Annotated in this window: 12 protein-coding genes and 1 riboswitch; of the genes, 5 read left to right on the top strand and 7 right to left on the bottom strand. The window is 74.3% G+C overall.

Going from position 1 to position 17,613, the window contains the following annotated elements; genetic code table 11:
• Positions 1-9: 9 nt before the first annotated feature.
• Positions 10-2,262 (bottom strand): HelD family protein, encoded by a 2,253-nt coding sequence (locus ACFP3U_RS14595; protein ID WP_380225911.1) that lies wholly within the window; start codon positions 2,260-2,262, stop codon positions 10-12.
• Positions 2,263-2,380: 118 nt separating this feature from the next.
• Here ACFP3U_RS14595 and purB point away from each other — a divergent pair, with 118 nt between their 5' ends.
• The gene (purB, locus tag ACFP3U_RS14590) at positions 2,381-3,811 is read left to right on the top strand and encodes an adenylosuccinate lyase (protein WP_380225910.1); all 1,431 of its coding nucleotides are present in this window, start codon (positions 2,381-2,383) and stop codon (positions 3,809-3,811) included.
• A 92-nt stretch (positions 3,812-3,903) separates the two neighbouring features.
• Here purB and ACFP3U_RS14585 read toward each other — a convergent pair whose 3' ends face one another.
• Positions 3,904-5,406, bottom strand: coding sequence for an MFS transporter (locus ACFP3U_RS14585; RefSeq protein ID WP_380225909.1), 1,503 nt, complete (start codon positions 5,404-5,406; stop codon positions 3,904-3,906).
• Between the two features lie 309 nt (positions 5,407-5,715).
• Positions 5,716-5,883: riboswitch (cyclic di-AMP (ydaO/yuaA leader) on the top strand.
• 3 nt (positions 5,884-5,886) lie between these two features.
• Between ACFP3U_RS14585 and ACFP3U_RS14580 the strand changes: the two genes are divergently transcribed.
• A complete protein-coding gene (locus tag ACFP3U_RS14580; protein WP_380225908.1) occupies positions 5,887-6,918 on the top strand; it encodes a M23 family metallopeptidase in 1,032 nt (343 codons plus the stop codon).
• 282 nt (positions 6,919-7,200) lie between these two features.
• Here the strand turns inward: ACFP3U_RS14580 and ACFP3U_RS14575 are convergent, their stop codons facing one another.
• The 3 genes from ACFP3U_RS14575 to ACFP3U_RS14565 form a co-directional block, all read right to left on the bottom strand.
• On the bottom strand, positions 7,201-7,986 hold the full coding sequence (locus ACFP3U_RS14575) for a DUF2470 domain-containing protein (protein ID WP_380225907.1): 786 nt from the start codon (positions 7,984-7,986) through the stop codon (positions 7,201-7,203).
• Between the two features lie 157 nt (positions 7,987-8,143).
• On the bottom strand, positions 8,144-8,551 hold the full coding sequence (locus ACFP3U_RS14570) for a RidA family protein (protein WP_030303622.1): 408 nt from the start codon (positions 8,549-8,551) through the stop codon (positions 8,144-8,146).
• A gap of 60 nt (positions 8,552-8,611) precedes the next feature.
• Positions 8,612-9,364, bottom strand: a complete 753-nt coding sequence (locus ACFP3U_RS14565; protein WP_380225906.1) for an IclR family transcriptional regulator — start codon at positions 9,362-9,364, stop codon at positions 8,612-8,614.
• A gap of 162 nt (positions 9,365-9,526) precedes the next feature.
• On the opposite strand from ACFP3U_RS14565, the gene ACFP3U_RS14560 reads away from it, so the two are divergent.
• The 3 genes from ACFP3U_RS14560 to ACFP3U_RS14550 all read left to right on the top strand — a co-directional run bounded on the left by ACFP3U_RS14560 (position 9,527) and on the right by ACFP3U_RS14550 (position 14,373).
• Positions 9,527-10,870 (top strand): type III PLP-dependent enzyme domain-containing protein, encoded by a 1,344-nt coding sequence (locus tag ACFP3U_RS14560; RefSeq protein WP_380225905.1) that lies wholly within the window; start codon positions 9,527-9,529, stop codon positions 10,868-10,870.
• The gene (locus tag ACFP3U_RS14555; protein WP_380225904.1) at positions 10,870-12,510 is read left to right on the top strand and encodes an N-acyl-D-amino-acid deacylase family protein; all 1,641 of its coding nucleotides are present in this window, start codon (positions 10,870-10,872) and stop codon (positions 12,508-12,510) included. The genes ACFP3U_RS14560 and ACFP3U_RS14555 overlap by 1 nt, the downstream gene beginning before the upstream one ends.
• 246 nt (positions 12,511-12,756) lie before the next feature.
• Positions 12,757-14,373: an alpha-amylase family glycosyl hydrolase gene (locus tag ACFP3U_RS14550; protein WP_380225903.1), complete on the top strand. Its 1,617-nt coding sequence runs from the start codon at positions 12,757-12,759 to the stop codon at positions 14,371-14,373.
• 147 nt (positions 14,374-14,520) lie between these two features.
• Here ACFP3U_RS14550 and ACFP3U_RS14545 read toward each other — a convergent pair whose 3' ends face one another.
• Both ACFP3U_RS14545 and polX read right to left on the bottom strand, forming a co-directional pair.
• Positions 14,521-15,303 (bottom strand): (2Fe-2S)-binding protein, encoded by a 783-nt coding sequence (locus ACFP3U_RS14545; protein WP_380225902.1) that lies wholly within the window; start codon positions 15,301-15,303, stop codon positions 14,521-14,523.
• A gap of 459 nt (positions 15,304-15,762) precedes the next feature.
• Entirely contained in the window at positions 15,763-17,493 is a 1,731-nt protein-coding gene (gene polX, locus ACFP3U_RS14540) for a DNA polymerase/3'-5' exonuclease PolX (protein ID WP_380225901.1), read from the bottom strand.
• Positions 17,494-17,613: the final 120 nt, after the last annotated feature.

Raw genomic sequence — 17,613 nt, 5'->3', positions numbered from 1 at the left:
CGGCGCTGGTCAGCGGTCGGCGGCTCCCGGTGTCGCGGCGAGGGCGTCCGGCAGCGGGGTGTGGTGGAGCAGGGTGAGCCGCGCCGTCGCCCGGGTCAGCGCGACATAGAGGTCGGCCGCGCCCTGGGCGAGCAGCCCGGCCGGGTCGACCAGGACGACCGCGTCGAACTCCAGACCCTTGCAGTCCCGGACGGTCAGCGCGCCCAGCGCGGCGGCCCGGTCGTCCGGAGCGATCACCCCGACCGTGCCGGGGCCGACGGGCAGGGCGGCCAGCGCCGCGGCGTAGTCGCCGTCCGGGACGGGCACGGCGACCGGGCGTTCGGCGGTCTCCCGGACCGCCTCGGGCGGCTCCTGCCCGGGGGCGTGGGCGCGCAGCACCGCCGCCGCCGGTGCCATCACGGCCGCCGGGGTGCGGTAGTTGACGGTGAGCCGCTCCTCCCGCCAGCGGCCCGGCAGTTCGCGGTCCAGCATCTCCGCCCAGGACGTCCGGGCGCCGGCCGGTGAACCGGTCTGGGCGAGGTCGCCGACGACGGTCAGCGAGCGGGTCGGCACCCGGCGCAGCACCGTGCGCCAGTCCATCGCGGACAGCTCCTGGGCCTCGTCGACCACCACGTGCCCGTACGCCCACTCGCGGTCCTCGGCGGCGCGTTCGGCGGTGGTGCGGTCGGGGCCGGTGTCCCGGAACCGTTCGGCGAGCAGTTCGGCGTCGAGCGTGACGTCGTCCCGCTGGCCGGTGACGGTGAGCACGCCCTCGGCGTAGTCCAGCTCCTCGTCCAGCGCCAGCTCGGTGGCGCGGGCCCGGGCGCGGACCGATCCGGCGTCCTCGCCGAGGAGTTCCGCCGCCTCGTCGAGCAGCGGGACGTCTCCGGTGGTCCACGGCGCGCCGGCCGGGCGCAGGACGGCCGCGCGTTCGGCGGGTGAGAGGCCGGGCGCCGCGGCGGCCAGCAGGGCGGGGTCGGAGAGCAGCCGGTCGATCAGCTGATGAGGCGTCAGGATCGGCCACAGGGCGCCGAGTTCGGCGCGGATCGCGGGCTGCTCCCACAGTTCGCGGGGCGCGTGGCGGGCCTCCTCCTCGTCGTACGGGCGGCCGAGGGCGAGCGCCTGCTCGACCGCGAGCGCGTCGAGCACGGTGCGCAGGAAGAACGGCCGCGCCCGGTTGTGCGGTAGGCGCAGGCCGCGGGCGGCGTCCCGGGCCTCGGCGCAGACCCGGCGGGACAGCCGCAGGTGCTCGCCGAACAGCAGGTCGCGCGCGAGCGGCGCCTGGTGGGCCTCGACCGCCCGCCGGACCACCTCCGCCATCCACGGCCCGCCCTTGACCACGGTGGCGGCCGGACTGTCTCCGGTGGTGGCCCGGACGCCGGGGAAGAGCTCGCCGACGGTGCGGAGCACCACCTCGGTCTCGCCGAGCGCCGGCAGCACCCGGTCGATGTAGCGCAGGAACGCGGGATTGGGGCCGACCACCAGGACGCCGCGCCGCTCCAGTACCGCGCGGTGGGTGTAGAGGAGGTAGGCGGCGCGGTGCAGGGCGGTGACGGTCTTGCCGGTGCCGGGGCCGCCCTGGACGACCAGCGCGCCGGGCAGCGGAGCGCGGATCACCCGGTCCTGCTCGGTCTGGATGGTGGCGACCACGGTGCCCATCCGGCCGGTGCGGACGCGGCCCAGGGCGGCCAGCAGCGCCGCCTCGCCGACCAGGGTCCGCCGGCCGTGCTCGTCCAGGCGGGCCAGGTCGAGCGCCTCGTCGTCCAGGCCGGTGAGGACGCGGCCGCTGGTGTGCAGGTGGCGCCGGCGGACCGCCTCGCCCGGGTCGGCCGGGGTCGCGGTGTAGAACGGGCGGGCGGCGGGGGCGCGCCAGTCGATCAGCAGGGGCTCGTACGCCGCGGCCCCGGCGCCGGCCGCGGCGTCGTTCCCGGTGTCGTCCGCGGCGCCGTCGCCGGGATTGAGGAGGCCGATCCGGCCGATGTAGTGGACGGTGCCGTCGCGGTGGTCGAGGCGGCCGAAGCAGAGGCCGCGTTCGACGGCGTCCAGCCGGGCGGCGCGGCGGACGGCCTCGGCGGCGCGCAGTTCGCGCTCCAGCCGGGCCTGGTGGGTGCCGCCCGGCCCGGCCTCGCGGCCGGCTTCCGCGAGGGTCCGGCGGGTGCGCTCGCGCGCGGCGTCCAGGTGGGCGTACAGGCCGGTGAGCCGGGCCTGTTCGGTGCGCAGCGCCTCGGCCAGGTGGTCGGCCGCGTCGAGTGTCGGGGTGGGAACCGCTGGAGATCCGTTCATGGGTGTGGTATCCTTGCGGCGAGAAGGTTGCAAAACTCCGTGCGACAGTTGCTCAATCGCCCCAGCCTACCCGATCCGGCGCCGTTCCGGCTGACCTCGACTGTTAGGCTTGCGAAGCGTGAGCGCGAAGCCCCAGATCCCCAATGTCCTGGCCTCCCGGTACGCCTCGGCGACCCTGGCCCAGCTGTGGTCCCCCGAGCACAAGGTGGTCCTCGAGCGCCACCTGTGGCTCGCCGTCCTGAAGGCCCAGCAGGACCTCGGCGTCGAGGTGCCCGCCACCGCCGTCGCCGACTACGAGCGGGTGATCGACCAGGTCGACCTCGCTTCCATCGCCGCCCGCGAGCGGGTCACCCGGCACGACGTCAAGGCCCGGATCGAGGAGTTCAGCGACCTCGCCGGCCACGAGCAGATCCACAAGGGCATGACCTCCCGGGATCTGACCGAGAACGTCGAGCAGCTCCAGATCCGGCAGTCGCTGGAGCACGTGCGCGACCGCACCGTCGCCGTGCTGGTCCGCCTGGGCCGGCTCTCCGCCGAGCACGCCGAGCTGGTCATGGCCGGCCGCTCGCACAACGTGGCCGCGCAGGCCACCACCCTCGGCAAGCGCTTCGCGTCGATCACCGACGAGTTGCTGGTCGCCTTCCGCCGCCTGGAGGAGCTGATCGCCCGCTACCCGCTGCGCGGGATCAAGGGCCCGGTCGGCACCGCCCAGGACATGCTCGACCTGCTCGGCGGCGACACCGAGAAGCTCGCTGAGCTGGAGCGCCGGGTCGCCGGGCACCTCGGCTTCGAGAACGTGCTCACCAGCGTCGGCCAGGTCTACCCGCGCTCGCTGGACTTCGAGGTGCTGACCGCCCTCGTCCAGCTCGCCGCCGCGCCGTCCAGCCTGGCCAAGACCATCCGCCTGATGGCCGGCCACGAGCTCGTGACGGAGGGCTTCAAGGAGGGCCAGGTCGGCTCCTCCGCGATGCCGCACAAGATGAACACCCGCTCCTGCGAGCGCGTCAACGGGCTGGCCGTGATCCTGCGCGGCTACGCGTCGATGACCGGCGAGCTGGCCGGCGACCAGTGGAACGAGGGCGACGTCTCCTGCTCGGTGGTCCGCCGGGTCGCGCTGCCGGACGCCTTCTTCGCCTTCGACGGCCTGCTGGAGACCTTCCTGACCGTCCTCGACGAGTTCGGCGCCTTCCCGGCCGTGATCGAGGCCGAGCTGGACCGCTACCTGCCGTTCCTGGCCACCACCAAGGTGCTGATGGGCGCGGTGCGCGCGGGCGTCGGCCGGGAGACCGGGCACGAGGTCATCAAGGAGCACGCCGTCGCCTCGGCGCTCGCGATGCGGGCCGGCGCCCGGGAGAACGAGCTGCTGGACCGGCTGGCGAACGACGACCGGATCCCGCTGGACCGGGCCGGGCTGGACGCGCTGCTGGCCGACCGGCTGTCCTTCACGGGGGCGGCCGGTGCGCAGGTCGCCGAGGTCGTCCGCCAGGTCGAGGCCGTCGCGGCCGCGTATCCGGAGGGCGCCAAGTACGCGCCGGGCGACATTCTCTGACGCTCGCTCCACCCCGGCTTCCGGGCCCCGTCGCCGATTCGGCGGCGGGGCCCGCGGTGTGTTCGGGCCTCTCGGCGGGGTCGCGGTGGGGGTCAGCGCTGTTCGGCGGCCGGGTGGCCCGGGTCGAGGGGCGGGGCGTTGGTGCCGCAGGCGTAGCGGCAGTCCGGTTCGGCCACCGGGTGGTGGTCCTCCGGCGCCAGGACGTTCCCGTGGACGGCGGCCAGGGCCGTCAGCCCGCCCGCCACGAGCAGCCCGGCGCAGATCAGCATCGCGGTGTGGAAGGCGGAGTCGACCGCGGACGGCACCTGGTAGGCGTCGCCGCTGAGACCGGCCAGGGCGGGCAGCGCGGCGACGGCGAGCAGGCCGGCTGCGCGGGCCGCGGCGTTGTTGACCCCGCTGGCGATGCCCGCGTGCCGCACCTCCACCGCCGCCAGCACGGTGGCGGTCAGCGGGGCGACCAGCAGCACCATCCCGCTGCCCATCACCGCGACGGCGGGCAGCACGTCCGTCCAGTACGAGGCGTCGGGCCCGATCCGCAGCATCAGCAGCACGCCGACCGCGCAGAGCAGCGGGCCGACGGTGAGCGGCAGCCGCGGGCCGATCCGCTTGCCCAGCCGTCCGGCCCGGGCGGATAGCGCCAGCATGATCACGGTGATCGGCACCAGGGCCAGCCCGGAGATCAGCGGGGAGAAGCCGGAGACGATCTGCAGCTGGACGACCAGGAGGAAGAAGACGCCGCTGAACGCCGCGTAGACGGCGAGGGTGACCAGGTTCACGGCGGTGAACAGCCGTGAGGAGAACAGGCCGAGCGGCAGCATCGGCTCCGGGGTGCGGCGCTCGACCACGATGAAGGCGGCGCCGAGCAGCACGCCGGCCGCGCCGGTCACCCAGACCGTGGCGGACAGGCCGTTCCCGGCGGCGGTCAGCGCGTAGGTGATGGTGCCGAGCGCGAGGGCGGCCAGCACCGCGCCGAGCACGTCGAAGCGGCCGGTCGCGGACTCGTCCCGGCTCTCCGGGACGTGCCGGGCGGCCACCGCGACCACCATCGCGGCCAGCGGCAGGTTCAGCAGGAAGATCCAGCGCCAGCCCGGTCCGTCCACCAGCCAGCCGCCGAGGAACGGGCCGACGGCCGCCGACACCCCGCCGAGTCCGGACCAGAGGCCGACCGCCGCCGAGCGGTCGTCCGGATGGAACACCGCCTGGAGCATCGCCAGCGAGCCCGGGGTGAGCAGGGCCCCGCCGATGCCCTGCACGGCGCGCGCCGCGATCAGCACCTCAATGGTGGGGGCGGCGGCGCAGGCCGCCGACGCGGCGGCGAACCAGACCACGCCGAGCAGGAAGACCCGGCGCCGGCCGTACCGGTCGCCGAGCGCGCCGCCGAGCAGGATCAGGCCCGCCAGGGTGAGCAGATAGGCGTTGAGCGTCCATTGCAGGGCGTCGAGTTGGGCGCCGAGATCGGTGCCGATCCGGGGCAGCGCGACGTTCACGACGGTCCCGTCGAGCATCGCCATGCTGGAGCCGAGCACCGTCGCCAGAAGTACCCAGCGTCCCTGCGCGGTGCTCAATCGCAGGGTGCCGGCCTCGGAGGTAGTCACGGCTCATGGTCGGTCTCCCGGGGCTGAAGTGACAAGGGTCACCGGGGGTGTGTCGGGGATGTCCGTTGGGTGAGTGATCGTGTGCGCACCGATGACGATATCGGCGGAGAGTACCGGATCACTTGCGCGCGGTGAATGGATTGTGCACGTACTGTGCATGCCTCTCGAGCGGAGCGTCACGACATTCCGGACTTTGGTCCCGGGTGCCGGAGATCGACATTGCTTCACCCGAACGGATGGGTTTTAGTTCAGCGACCGCCCGGCGTCAGCCCGGGTGGCCACCGGGTGGAACGCCTAGTCCTGCCGCTGCCCGGTGGTACGCAACGAACTCTGTACGGCAGGAGCGGGGGACCCACAGGTAAGTCGCCGGACCCGAATTCCCACGGTCCGGCTTGGGGTGAAGCCGCGTCTTATTGCGGCCGGGCAACTCCAGCCCGAACCCGACAGCTCACCTCGTAGGCGTCGGAGAGGACATCTTCCATGCCCGCACAGGCTCGTCGTATCGCCCTGCCCCGCGCCGCCCGGATCGGCATCGCCACCGCCGTCACCGGTGCCGCCTTCGCCCTCCCGCTGGTGACCACCATCACCGCCCAGGCGCACGAGGCCCCGGCCGCCGGCCAGACGCAGCAGAGCAGCACCTGGACCGGTGCCGTCAGCGTCGACGCCGCCCCGGCCGCTGCTCCGGCCGCCCCCGCTGCTCCGGCTGCCGCCCCCGCCGCTCCGGCTGCTCCGGCCGCTCCGGTCGAGGACACCTACAAGGTCGTTGGCGGGGACACCCTGTCGAAGATCGCCGATGCCAAGAACGTCGACGGTGGCTGGAAGGCCCTGTACGACCACAACCGCTCGGTCGTCGGCGCCAACCCGAACCTCATCTTCCCGGGCCAGAAGCTCGCGCTGGGCGCCAAGGCCGCCGAGGTCGCGAAGCCGGCCGCCCCGGCCCCGGCCGCCAAGCCCGCCGCGCCCGCGGCCCCCGCCGCCAAGGCGCAGGTCTCGCAGGACTCGGCGAAGCCGGCCGCCCCGGCCGCCCCGGCCGCCAAGCCGGCGGTCCAGGCCGTCGCCCTCCAGGCCGCGCAGCCCGCCGCCCCGGCCCCGGCCGTCGCCGCCTCCGGCTTCGTCACCCCGGTGGCCAACCCGAAGATCGGCACCGCCTACGGTGTGGCCGGCTCGATGTGGGCCTCCGGCTACCACACCGGTGTCGACTTCGTCGTCTCCACCGGCACCCCGCTGCGCGCCGTCGGCGCCGGCACCGTGGTGAAGGCCGGCAACGGCGGCGCCTACGGCAACGAGGTCGAGATCAAGCTCGCCGACGGCAAGTACGCCCAGTACGCGCACCTGTCCTCGATCGGCGTGTCGATCGGCCAGACCGTCACCGTCGGCCAGCAGATCGGCCTCTCCGGTGCGACCGGCAACGTGACCGGCCCGCACCTGCACTTCGAGATCCGCACCGGCCCGGAGTACGGCTCGGACATCGACCCGCTCGCCTACCTGCGGGCGCACGGCGTCGCGATCTGACCCTCGGTCTGATCGACGCGATCCGGCACTGGGCCGGATCACATGCCACCGCTGGGTGCGGGGCGAAACGACCTCCCGGAATGGTCATGTCGGGTGACCGAACGACCGGGTGATCGCCGCACCTTCAGTGGATCGACGGGCGCGGGACACGCCCGTCCTGCCGGCCGGCCCGGCTCACGAGACCTCCTTCGTGAGCCGGGTCGGCCGTCGTCGTACCCGGGGGGTGTGGTTCGGTGGTGCGGATTCTGACTCGGCGTCAGGAGTCTTGGTGGCTCTGCCGGTTCAGGAGCGGTGGGCGGGCAGCGCCTGTTCGGCGGCGGTCAGCAGTTGGTGCACCCGGTGGCCGAACTCGTCCGCGTCGCGGGCCGGTTCGGGGAAGACCAGGCGGACGTCGCGGTGGCCGTGCGGGTGGTCCAGGCGGAGCACCAGACCGTACCGGTCGAGGGCGAGCGGGCGGATGTCGGGGTGGTCGGCGAGCAGTGCCGGGTCGAGCAGCCGGGTGAGCACGGCGAGCGCGTCGGGATGGTCGTCGGCGAGGTGGGTGAGCAGGCCGGCCTCGTAGCGGGCGAGCGGGTCGGGGGTGGCCGCGGCGAGGTCGGCGCCGGTGATCGCGGTGGTGCCGTACGGGGTGGAGAGGGCGGCGTGCGCCACGTCCAGGCGGAGGTGGACGCTGAGACCGTCGTCGGCCAGGTGGGCGAGGTGGAGCCGGCCGGCCAGGGTGAGGCGGCCACGGACCCGGTCGCGGACGGCCACCGGGGCGATGTCGGTGAGGTCGAGCACGACGGCGAGGCCGTCCTGTTCGCGGGCGGCGGCGGAGGTCACCGGGGAGTCGAGCGGGGCGCGCAGCCGGAGCCGGGAGCCGTGCACCGAGACGGGGGTGGTGAGTTCGTGCTGCTCGCCGCCGGCGCGGAGCACCACCGAGGAGGCGGCGGTGAGCAGGCTGCCGATCCGTTCGGCGGCGGTGGGCTCGGGGATCTCGGCGTCGTGGTCGTGGTCGTGGTCGTGCTGGTGAGCGCGGTCGCCGTCATGGCCGTGGCCGTGGCCGTGGTTGTGCGGGTGGGGGCGCATGGGTACGGGACCTCCGACGGGCTGGCCTGTTGGTTAGGTGAGCCTAACCTAATCAGTTGTGAGGGGGAGAGCAAGGCGCCGGGACGTACGGCGAAGGGCCCGGACGTGCTGTCCGGGCCCTTCGCCGTAGGGGTGGTGCTCGTCCGTCCGGGGCCGGTCAGCCGATGACCGCCTGGGCGTCGATCTCCACCAGCATCGGCTCCTGCGGCAGCTCGACGAAGATCGTGGTCCGGCACGGCTTCACGCCGCCCGGCTTGATGTTCTCCTCGATGAACTCGGCGTAGACCTCGTTCATCAGCGGGAAGTCGGCCCGCTTGGTGAGGTACACCCGGAACATCACCACGTCCTCGACGGTCGCGCCGCCGGCCTCGACGATCGCCTTGACGTTCTCCAGCGTGCGGCGGGTCTGCGCCTTCACGTCGCCGTGGTGGAGGTACTCGCCGGTGGCCGGGTCCTGCGGGCCCTGGCCGGACACCTGGAGGATCGGGCCCTTGCGGACGCCCTGGGAGAACATCCAGGCCGGGGCGGGGGCGCCGTCGGTGCGGATCTCGGTCTTGTCGCTCATGCGTGCTCGCTTCGTCGATGAGGGGAGGTGCGGACGGGAGTCATGGGTGCGGCCGGGGAGTTATGGCTGCTGCGCGGGCCGGCCGCAGTCGGCGGAGATCGCCCGGGTGGTGGCGAGCAGTTGGGGCAGCAGCTCCAGCACCTGCTCGTAGGGGAGCGCGATGTCCGGGACGGAGATCGAGACGGCCGCGACCACCCGGCCGCCGGCGTCCCGGATCGGCGCGGCCACGCAGTTGATGAACGCCTCGTGCTCGGCGTGGTCCTGCGCCCAGCCCTGGGCGGCGACCCTGTCGAGCTCGGCCAGCAGCGCCTCGGGCGTGGTGAGGGTGCGCGCGGTGTACGGGGTGAAGTCGATGCCGGCCACCACCCGGCGCCGCTCGGGCGCGGGCAGGCCGGCGAGCAGCACTTTAGAGACCGCGGCGCTGTGCAGGGCGGCGCGCAGGCCGATCCGCGAGTACATCCGCACCGCGTGCCGGGAGTCGTACTTGTCGATGTAGACGACCTCGCCGCCCTCGTACGCGGCCAGGTGCACGGTCTGGCCGGTGTCGGCGTTCAGCTCGGCGAGGTGCGGCGCGGCGATCCGGCGGACGCCGCGCTGCTCCAGGGCGAGGCCCGAGAGTGCGAACAGGCCGGCACCCAGGTGGTAGCGGTAGCCGGCGTCGCGGTAGACGAAACGTCCCTCTTCGAGGCTCTGGAGCAGGCGGAGCACGGTCGTCTTGTGCACGCCGAGCACCGCGGCCAACTGGTCCAGGGAGCGCTCGCCCTCGCCGAGTTCGGCGAGGATGCGCAGGGCGCGGGAGACGGTCTGGCTCATGGTGCTCCAAGGGCCGGGGCGGGGGCGTTGCGGCGAGCCTGACCGGCTCGCGTCCGGCGGGCGGCTGTCGTTGACCTTCGTCCGGCGCGAATGCTAGAACCGTGTCGCCAGCATGTGCAACTGTCGTTGCATATGTTGCAACCTGGCAGATGGAGGAAGACGGTGGACCAGACCTTCGCCAGCACTGGCGGGCCCGGCAGCGGGGCCGTTGGCGGAAGCGGCGACGCGATCGACGCCGGTGCGGTGGCGGCGCTCGCCGACGAGGTGCTCGACTGGCGGTTCAAGGCGCTGCCGCCGGCCGCCGCCGGACTGACCGTCCGCCAGTACCTGGCCACCGGCCCCACCCTGGCCGACCTCGGCACCCCGCTGCTCACCCTCGACGCGGGCGCGCTCGACCACAACCTGCGCACCATGGCCCGCTGGTGCGCCGACGCCGGCCTGGCGCTCGTCCCGCACGGCAAGACCACCATGGCGCCCGCACTCTGGCAGGCACAGCTGGCCGCCGGCAGCCACGGCATCACCCTCGCCAACCTGCCGCAGCTGCGGGTCGCGCGCGCCTTCGGCGTCCGGCGCGTACTGCTCGCCAACTCCCTGCTCGACCCGGCCGGCCTGCGCTGGCTGGCGGGCGAGCTCGCCGACGATCCGGACTTCGCCTTCCTCTGCTGGGTCGACTCCGTGGAGAGCGTCCGGCTGATGGACGAGGCGCTGCGCGCGGCGAGCGCCGAGCGTCCGGTCGAGGTGCTCGTCGAACTCGGCGGTCCCGGCGGCCGGACCGGTGCGCGCACCGTCGACGCGGCCGTGGAGATCGCGGACGCCGTCCGGCGCGCGCCGACCCTGAGGCTGGCCGGCATCGGCGGTTACGAGGGCGCCCTGGCGCACGACGCCACCGAGGGCGGGCTCGGCACCGTGCGCGGGTACCTGCGGTCGCTGGCCGAGCTGCACGGGCGGCTGGCCGGCCGGTACGCGGAGGGCGCCGCGCCGGTGGTCACGGCGGGCGGCAGCGCCTACTTCGACCTGGTGGCCGAGGAGTTGGGCGCCCTGCCGGACGCCTTCGTGGTGCTGCGCTCGGGCGCGTACCTCGCGCACGACGACGGCTTCTACCGGGGGATCTCGCCGCTCGCCCGGGGTGGGGGAGGGGCTGCGGCCGGCGGTGGGGTGTTGCGGGCGGCGCTGCACGGCTGGGCGCGGGTGGTGTCCCGGCCGGAGCCGCAGCTGGCGCTGCTGGACGCGGGCAAGCGCGACCTGCCGTTCGACGAGGGCCTTCCGGAGCCGCAATCGGTGCGCGGCGGGGCGGAGTTGACGGGCACGGCGGCGCGGATCACCGCGCTCAACGACCAGCACGCCTTCCTGCGGGACGCGGGCGACCTCGCGCCCGTCGGCGCCGTCGTCCGCCTCGGGATCTCGCACCCGTGCACGGCCTTCGACAAGTGGACGCTGATCCCGGTGCTGGACGACGCCTCGGCGGCCGAGCCCAAGGTGACCGGGCTGGTCAGGACGTTCTTCTGATGAGCGCCGGGGGCGGCCGGAGCGTGCTCTTCCGCGGCGCCACGGTGGTGGACGGCACGGGGGCGGGGCGCTACCGGGCGGACGTCCGGATCGCGGGCGGGGTGATCGTCGAGGTCGGGGCGCCGGGTGGGTCGGTGGTCGGGGCGGCGGCGTCGGGTCGTTCGGTGGACGCGGACGGGCTGGTCCTGGCCCCCGGGTTCATCGACATGCACGCCCACTCCGACCTCGCCCTGCTGCGCGAACCCGAGCACCCGGCCAAGGTCACCCAGGGCGTGACCTGCGAGGTCCTCGGCCAGGACGGGCTCTCCTACGCGCCGGTCGACGACACCACCCGGCCCGCGCTGCGCCGCCAGCTCGCCGGCTGGAACGGCGACCCGGACGACCTCGACTGGGACTGGCGGACCGTCGGCGGCTATCTGGACCGGCTGGACCGGGCCGCCCCCGCCGTCAACGCCTGCTACCTGGTGCCGCACGGCGCGTTGCGCATGCTCGCGATGGGCTGGGCGAACCGGGCCCCGAGCGCGGCCGAACTCGACCGGATGCGTGCGTTGTTGGCGCAGGGGCTCGCCGAGGGCGCGGTCGGGATGTCCAGCGGCCTGACGTACACGCCCGGGATGTACGCCGAAACCGCCGAGCTGGTCGAACTCTGCCGGGTCGTCGCCGGCTACGGCGGCTTCCACGCGCCGCACCAACGGTCGTACGGGGCGGGCGCGTTGGAGGGGTACGCGGAGATGGTCGAGATCGCCCGACGGTCCGGCTGCCCGCTCCACCTCACCCACGCCACGATGAACTTCGATGTCAACGAGGGCCGCGCCGGGGAGCTGCTGGACCTGCTCGACCGGGCCCTCGACGACGGCGTCGACCTCACCCTGGACAGCTACCCCTACCTGCCCGGCTCCACCAACCTGGCCGCCCTGCTGCCCGGTTGGGCCACCGAGGGCGGCCCGCAGGCCACCCTGGCCCGGCTCGGCGACCCGGCCGCGTGCGAGCGGATCCGGTACGAGGTGGAGGAGAAGGGCAGCGACGGCTGCCACGGCGTGGTCACCGACTGGACCACCATCCAGCTCTCCGGCGTCCGCGCCCCCGGCCTCGCCGGCGCGGTCGGCCGGACCGTCGCCGAACTCGCCGCCGAACAGGGCCGCAGCGGGACGGAGGTCTTCCTCGACCTGCTGCGCCGCGACGAGTTGGCCACCACCGTCCTCCAGCACGTCGGCCACGAGGAGAACGTCCGGGCGATCATGCGCCATCGCGTGCACACCGTCGGCAGTGACGGGCTGCTGGTCGGCGCCCGTCCGCACCCGCGGGCCTGGGGCACCTTCCCGCGCTACCTCGCCCGGTACGTCCGGGAGACGGGCGTGCTGACGCTGGAGGAGGCGGTCGCCCGGATGACCGGACGGCCCGCCGCCCGGCTGCGGCTGCACCGGCGCGGGCGGATCGCCCCCGGGTTCCACGCCGATCTGGTGCTGTTCGATCCCGAACGCGTCCAGGACGCCGCCACGTTCGAGGAGCCGAGACGGCCCGCCGTCGGCGTCGAGCACGTGTATGTGAACGGCGCGGCCGTCGTGGAGCGGGGCCGCACCACGGGCGCACGCCCCGGTCGGGCGCTGCGCCGGACCGGGCGAGGGGCCGAGGCGATATGACAGCCGTTCCCCCGCGTCACCCCCGGGGCGTTCACGGAGGCCTGCGCGGCCGGTAGACCTGGACGGCCCGGCGGCGAGGGGTGGGGGCGTGGGGGAGCGGAAGGGGCTCGACGGGGCGCGCGGCCCGGCCGGGGGCTCCTCCCGGGAGCCCCGTGCCGGTCCGAGAGTGGCCGGGTAGGACTGTTGGGACGGCGGGGATTCGACGAGAATCGGTAGCCCCCGGCACCCGGCAGGAGGATCCCACCCATGACCTCGACCCGCCCCAGCCCCGACTGGCTGACCGACGCCGTGCTCTACCAGATCTACCCCCAGAGCTTCGCCGACTCCGACGGCGACGGCATCGGCGACTTCGCGGGCATCACCGAGCACCTCGACCACCTCGCCTGGCTGGGCGTGGACACGGTCTGGCTGAACCCGTGCTTCACCTCGCCGTTCCGCGACGCCGGATACGACGTCACCGACTACCTCGCGCCCGCCCCGCGCTACGGCACGACCGAGGACCTCGCCGCCCTGGTCGAGGCGGCCCGCCGCAAGGGCATCCGGGTCCTGCTGGACCTGGTCGCCGGGCACACCTCCGACCAGCACCCCTGGTTCCGGGCCTCGGCCGAGGACCCGTCCGACCACCGCTACATCTGGTCCGAGCGCCCGGTGGACGGCTTCGTCGCCTCCCCGGGCGGCCGGATCGGGTGGTACCGGCCGAACTTCTTCGAGTGCCAGCCGGCGCTCAACTTCGGCTTCGCGCGCGAGGATCCGGACCAGCCGTGGCGCCAGCCGGTGGACGCCGAGGGGCCGCGCGCCAACCGCGCCGCGCTGCGCGGAATCATGGCCCACTGGCTCGGCCTCGGCCTGGCGGGCTTCCGGGTCGACATGGCGTCCTCCCTGGTCAAGGACGACCCCGGCTTCGTCGAGACGGGCAAGCTCTGGACCGAACTGCGCGACTGGCTGGACCGCAGCCACCCGCAGGCCGCCCTGTTCGCCGAGTGGGGCGACCCGGCCGCCGCCGTCGCGGCCGGCTTCCACGCAGACTTCTTCCTCCAGTTCGGCGGTGCGGACCACGGCCTGCCGCTGCGCTCGCTCTGGAACAACAACGCCGGGACGGTGGAGGAGTTCTGGAAGCAGGGCCCGTGCTACTTCGAGGCGGAGGGGCGCGGCACACCCGAGGTGTTCCTGGACGCCTGGCGCTCGGCGGCCCAACTGACCGAGGGCGCCGGGCACATCGCCCTCCCCACCGCCAACCACGACTTCTCCCGGCTCGCCACCGGCCCGCGCACCGCCGATCAACTCGCCCCGGCCTTCGCCCTGTTGCTCACCTGGCCGACCCTGCCGGCGGTGTACTACGGCGACGAGATCGGCATGCGCTACGTACCGGACCTGCCGGACGTCGAGGGCAGCGTGCTCGGCCCGACGTACAACCGGGCCGGCTCGCGCACCCCGATGCAGTGGGCGCCCGGCCCGAACGCGGGCTTCTCGACGGCCCCGGCGGAGCGGCTCTACCTCCCGGTCGATCCGGACCCGCACCGGCCGGACGTCGCCACCCAGCGGGCCGACCCGACCTCGCTGCTGCACACCGTGCGACGGCTGATCGCGCTGCGCCGCGCGCACCCGGGCCTGGGGGCGCGGGGCTCGGTGGAGGTCCGGCACGCCGGGTACCCGCTGGTGTACACCCGGGCCGGGCGGTACCTGGTGGTGGTCAACCCGAGGCGGGAGCCGGCGGTGGTCCCGCCGGCCGCTCTGCCGGACGGCGCCGGCCGGGTGGGCCGGCCGGGCGGGCTCCGGCCGCTGGACGTCCAGGGCGTGCGGGTCGGCGCCGGGGGCGAACTGCGGGCGGACGGCTTCTCGTACGGGGTCTTCGACCTGGGGTGAGGGTGGCGTGAGGGTGGCCCGGGGGCGCCGGTTCGGGTTCTGGCAGCTTTGCCTTCCGGCCCCGTCGAGGCCCCGCGACCTGGCATGATCACCATCCGGCGGCGCGGGCCGACGCCGTTCTGCGGGTGGCCGGGGTGGTTCGTCCGGTCAGCGGCGCCGTGGTGGCCGGGTGAAGCAGCAGTCGCCGCAGACGCCCGCCCGCGGGCCGACCCGGTAGTAGAGGCAGCAACTGGTGCGTCGGAACGCGGTGGTGGCCTGCGGCCCGGACGCGGTCAGCGCCCCGGTGCCGGCCAGCGGCGGGTGGTCCAGCGCGTCGGCGACGAGCGCCCGGGCGAGGCCGGGGTCCACCGGTGGGGCGGTGGGGGCCGCTTGCGCGAGGTGGGCGTCCAGCATGCGCAGGGCGCCGGCCAGGGCGGAGGCGGCGTTGCCCCGGAGCAGCCCGTCGGAGAGCGGGACGACGGAGCGGACGGCGGCCGCGAGCTCCGTCAGCTGCCCCTCGACGACGGCCCGGCGGAACCGGCTGGCGAGCGGGCCCCGGTCCGTCGGCGTGGGTTGGTCCGTCGGCGTGGGCCGGTGCGGCGTGTGTCGGTACGGCGTCCAGAGGTCGATCGGGCCCTGCTCGGGGACGCTGACCCACGCCTCGTCGGGGGACAGGTCGGGCACCTCGCCGAGCAGGACGGCGGCGGCGAGGCCCACCGAGCAGAACCTGGCGGCCAGGCCCAGGTGCAGGACCGACGCCGCGACCCGCGCCTCGGTCGTACCCAGCCGCCGGCCCACCTCGCGCACCCGGTCCGCCAACAGGCCGTCGGGGCCCGGGGCGTAGAGCTCCCGCAGGGGTCGGAAGCCCGGCGGTGGCCCCTGGTCGGGCCCCTCGGCGGCGGCCAGCGCGAAGTACGGGCCCACGGCGGCGAGTCGGCCGTAGTCGGGCATCGGGGTGGTCCTCCGGCTCCGTGCGGCGGGGTGGGGAACCGGTGTGCAGCGGGAGTCGGGCCCCGTGCGGCGACGTACCGGTCTCGGTCCGGATGAACGGTACCGTGCCCGCCCCAGCGCGTCCGGACGGGCGGCCCGAGGGCCCGCCGGTGCTTCCGGACGGGCGGCGAACGGGTGCCGACACAGCAAGTCCGGCCGGTGAGGGGTCCGGCCGGACATGCGGAACCTGCGAGGTGGGGGTGGCCTCCGGACGTCGCGTCCTCCGGCCTCTAGTTCGATCGTCGACCGAGGTACCAGCGGCAGACCCTGATCCGTCTCGATCTGTCGCCACTGCCTCCTGCGGTCGAACTTCCTCTGCTACCTCGCAGGTCCACCACCATGATGCGCCTCCGGCGGCCGGTGCACCAGGGGTTTCCGGGAAATATTCCAACAAATCGGGACATTTGGGTCCTGTGGCGCTCAGGCGCGGAGCGCGTCCTTGCGGAGGAACCGCTTGAGGCGCTGCCACGGCCAGGCGTTGATCACGTCCTCGGTGGTCAGCCAGGCGCGCTGGGCCGTGCCGATCCCGTACCGGGGATAGGCGAGGTGCGGGGTGGCGTGCGCGTCGCTGTCGATCGAGAACTTCACGCCGTGGCGCTTGGCCCGGAGCACGTCCTCGTCCCGCAGGTCGAGGCGCTGCGGCGAGCTGTTGATCTCGATGGCCGTCCCGGTCCGGGCGGCGGCGGCGAAGACGGCGTCCAGGTCGACGTCGATCGGCCCGCGCCGCCCGATCCGCCGGGTGGTGAGGTGGCCGATGACGTGCACGTGCGGGTTCTCGCAGGCGCGGATCAGCCGACGGGTCTGGGCGTCCCGGTCCGCGCCGAAGTGGGAGTGGACGGAGGCCACGCAGACGTCGAAACCGGACAGGAACTCGGCCGGCCAGTCGACGGTGCCGTCCGGTCCGATGTTCAGCTCGGTGCCGTGCAGCAGCCGCATCCGCCGGTGGCGCCCGGCCAGTTCGCGCAGCCGCTCACGCTGGGCGAGCATCTTCTCGTCGGTCATCCGCTGCATCACCAGGTCGGGGGCGTGGTCGGTGACCGCGTAGTACGTGTAGCCGCGGGCGGCCGCGGTGTCGATCATCTCCTCCAGGGTGGCCAGCCCGTCGGTCAGGTCGGTGTGGGTGTGCAGATCGCCGCGCAGGTCCGCCTCGGCCACCAGCTCCGGCAGTTCGCCGCGCAGGGCCGCCTCGATCTCGCCCCGGTCCTCGCGCAACGGCGGCGCGATCCAGGGCAGGCCGAGCGCCGCGTACACCTCCTCCTCGCCCGCCGAGACGATCTTCTCGCCGCTCTCGGCGTCGAACAGCCCGTACTCGGAGAGCTTCAGGCCGGCCCGGACCGCCATCGTCCGGAGCTTGATGTTGTGCGCCTTCGAGCCGGTGAAGTACACCAGGGCCGCGCCCCAGTCCTCCTCCGGGACCACCCGCAGGTCGACCTGGATGCCGTCCGTGGTGCGGATCGAGGTCTTGGTCGGTCCGGTGCCGATCACCTCGGCCGTGTAGGGCAGCGCGGTGAGCGCGGCCATCAGGGGAGCGGAATCCTCGGCGGTGGCCAGGACGTCGATGTCGCCGACCGTCTCGCGCATCCGGCGCAGCGAACCCGCGTACGCGCAGCGGGTGCACCCCGGCACGGCCGTCAGCGCGTCGACGAGCTGGTCGGCCAGCGCCGAGGCGGCGTCCAGCAGGGTCCGTCCGCCGGACTGCCGCATCAGCTCGATGCCGTGCAGGATCTTCTCGCCGCTGCGCTCACCCAGGCCGGGGACCTCGCTCAGCCGGTCGGCGCGGATCGCCTCGGCGAGTTCGTCGACGGAGGCGATGCCCAGGTCGCGGTAGAGCGCGAGGGCGCGCTTGGGGCCGACCCCGGGGACGGACATCATCGCGCGGACCCCGGCCGGGATGTCGGCCCGGAGCTTCTCCAGCGCCTCGATCCGCCCGTCGGCGAGGTATTCGGCGATCTTCTCGGCGGTGGACTTGCCGACCCCGGGGATCTGCTGGAGCGCCTTCACGTCCATGCCGTCGATGTCCTCGGGGTGGCCGCCGACCGCTCGGGCGGACTTCTCGTAGGCGCGGGCGCGGAAGGCGTCGCCGCCGGTGATCGAGATCAGGTCGGCGTACTCCTGGAGCAGCTCCCTGACCTTGTCGTTGAGCCGGGCCATGGGGCCAGTCTAGGTTCGCGGGTCGGATCGGGCCGGGCGTCCGCGGGCGTCTGGGGGCGTCCGGGGGTCTCCGTGGGCCTCCGTGGGCCTCCGTGGACGGGGCGCGGGGCGGGGTGGGTG

It is taken from the genome of Kitasatospora misakiensis, from assembly GCF_042656005.1.
Taxonomy (GTDB): domain Bacteria; phylum Actinomycetota; class Actinomycetes; order Streptomycetales; family Streptomycetaceae; genus Kitasatospora; species Kitasatospora misakiensis.
The sequence above is the reverse complement of the archived record's forward strand: the minus strand, read 5'-3'. Positions and strand labels throughout refer to the sequence as shown.

Coding starts and splice junctions, on each gene's coding strand:
- ACFP3U_RS14575 (WP_380225907.1), bottom strand. CDS start 7,986: ATGCGCCCCCACCCGCACAACCACGGCCACGGCCACGGCCATGACGGC.
- ACFP3U_RS14545 (WP_380225902.1), bottom strand. CDS start 15,303: ATGCCCGACTACGGCCGACTCGCCGCCGTGGGCCCGTACTTCGCGCTG.
- ACFP3U_RS14555 (WP_380225904.1), top strand. CDS start 10,870: ATGAGCGCCGGGGGCGGCCGGAGCGTGCTCTTCCGCGGCGCCACGGTG.
- ACFP3U_RS14570 (WP_030303622.1), bottom strand. CDS start 8,551: ATGAGCGACAAGACCGAGATCCGCACCGACGGCGCCCCCGCCCCGGCC.
- ACFP3U_RS14565 (WP_380225906.1), bottom strand. CDS start 9,364: ATGAGCCAGACCGTCTCCCGCGCCCTGCGCATCCTCGCCGAACTCGGC.
- polX (WP_380225901.1), bottom strand. CDS start 17,493: ATGGCCCGGCTCAACGACAAGGTCAGGGAGCTGCTCCAGGAGTACGCC.
- ACFP3U_RS14580 (WP_380225908.1), top strand. CDS start 5,887: ATGCCCGCACAGGCTCGTCGTATCGCCCTGCCCCGCGCCGCCCGGATC.
- ACFP3U_RS14595 (WP_380225911.1), bottom strand. CDS start 2,262: ATGAACGGATCTCCAGCGGTTCCCACCCCGACACTCGACGCGGCCGAC.
- ACFP3U_RS14550 (WP_380225903.1), top strand. CDS start 12,757: ATGACCTCGACCCGCCCCAGCCCCGACTGGCTGACCGACGCCGTGCTC.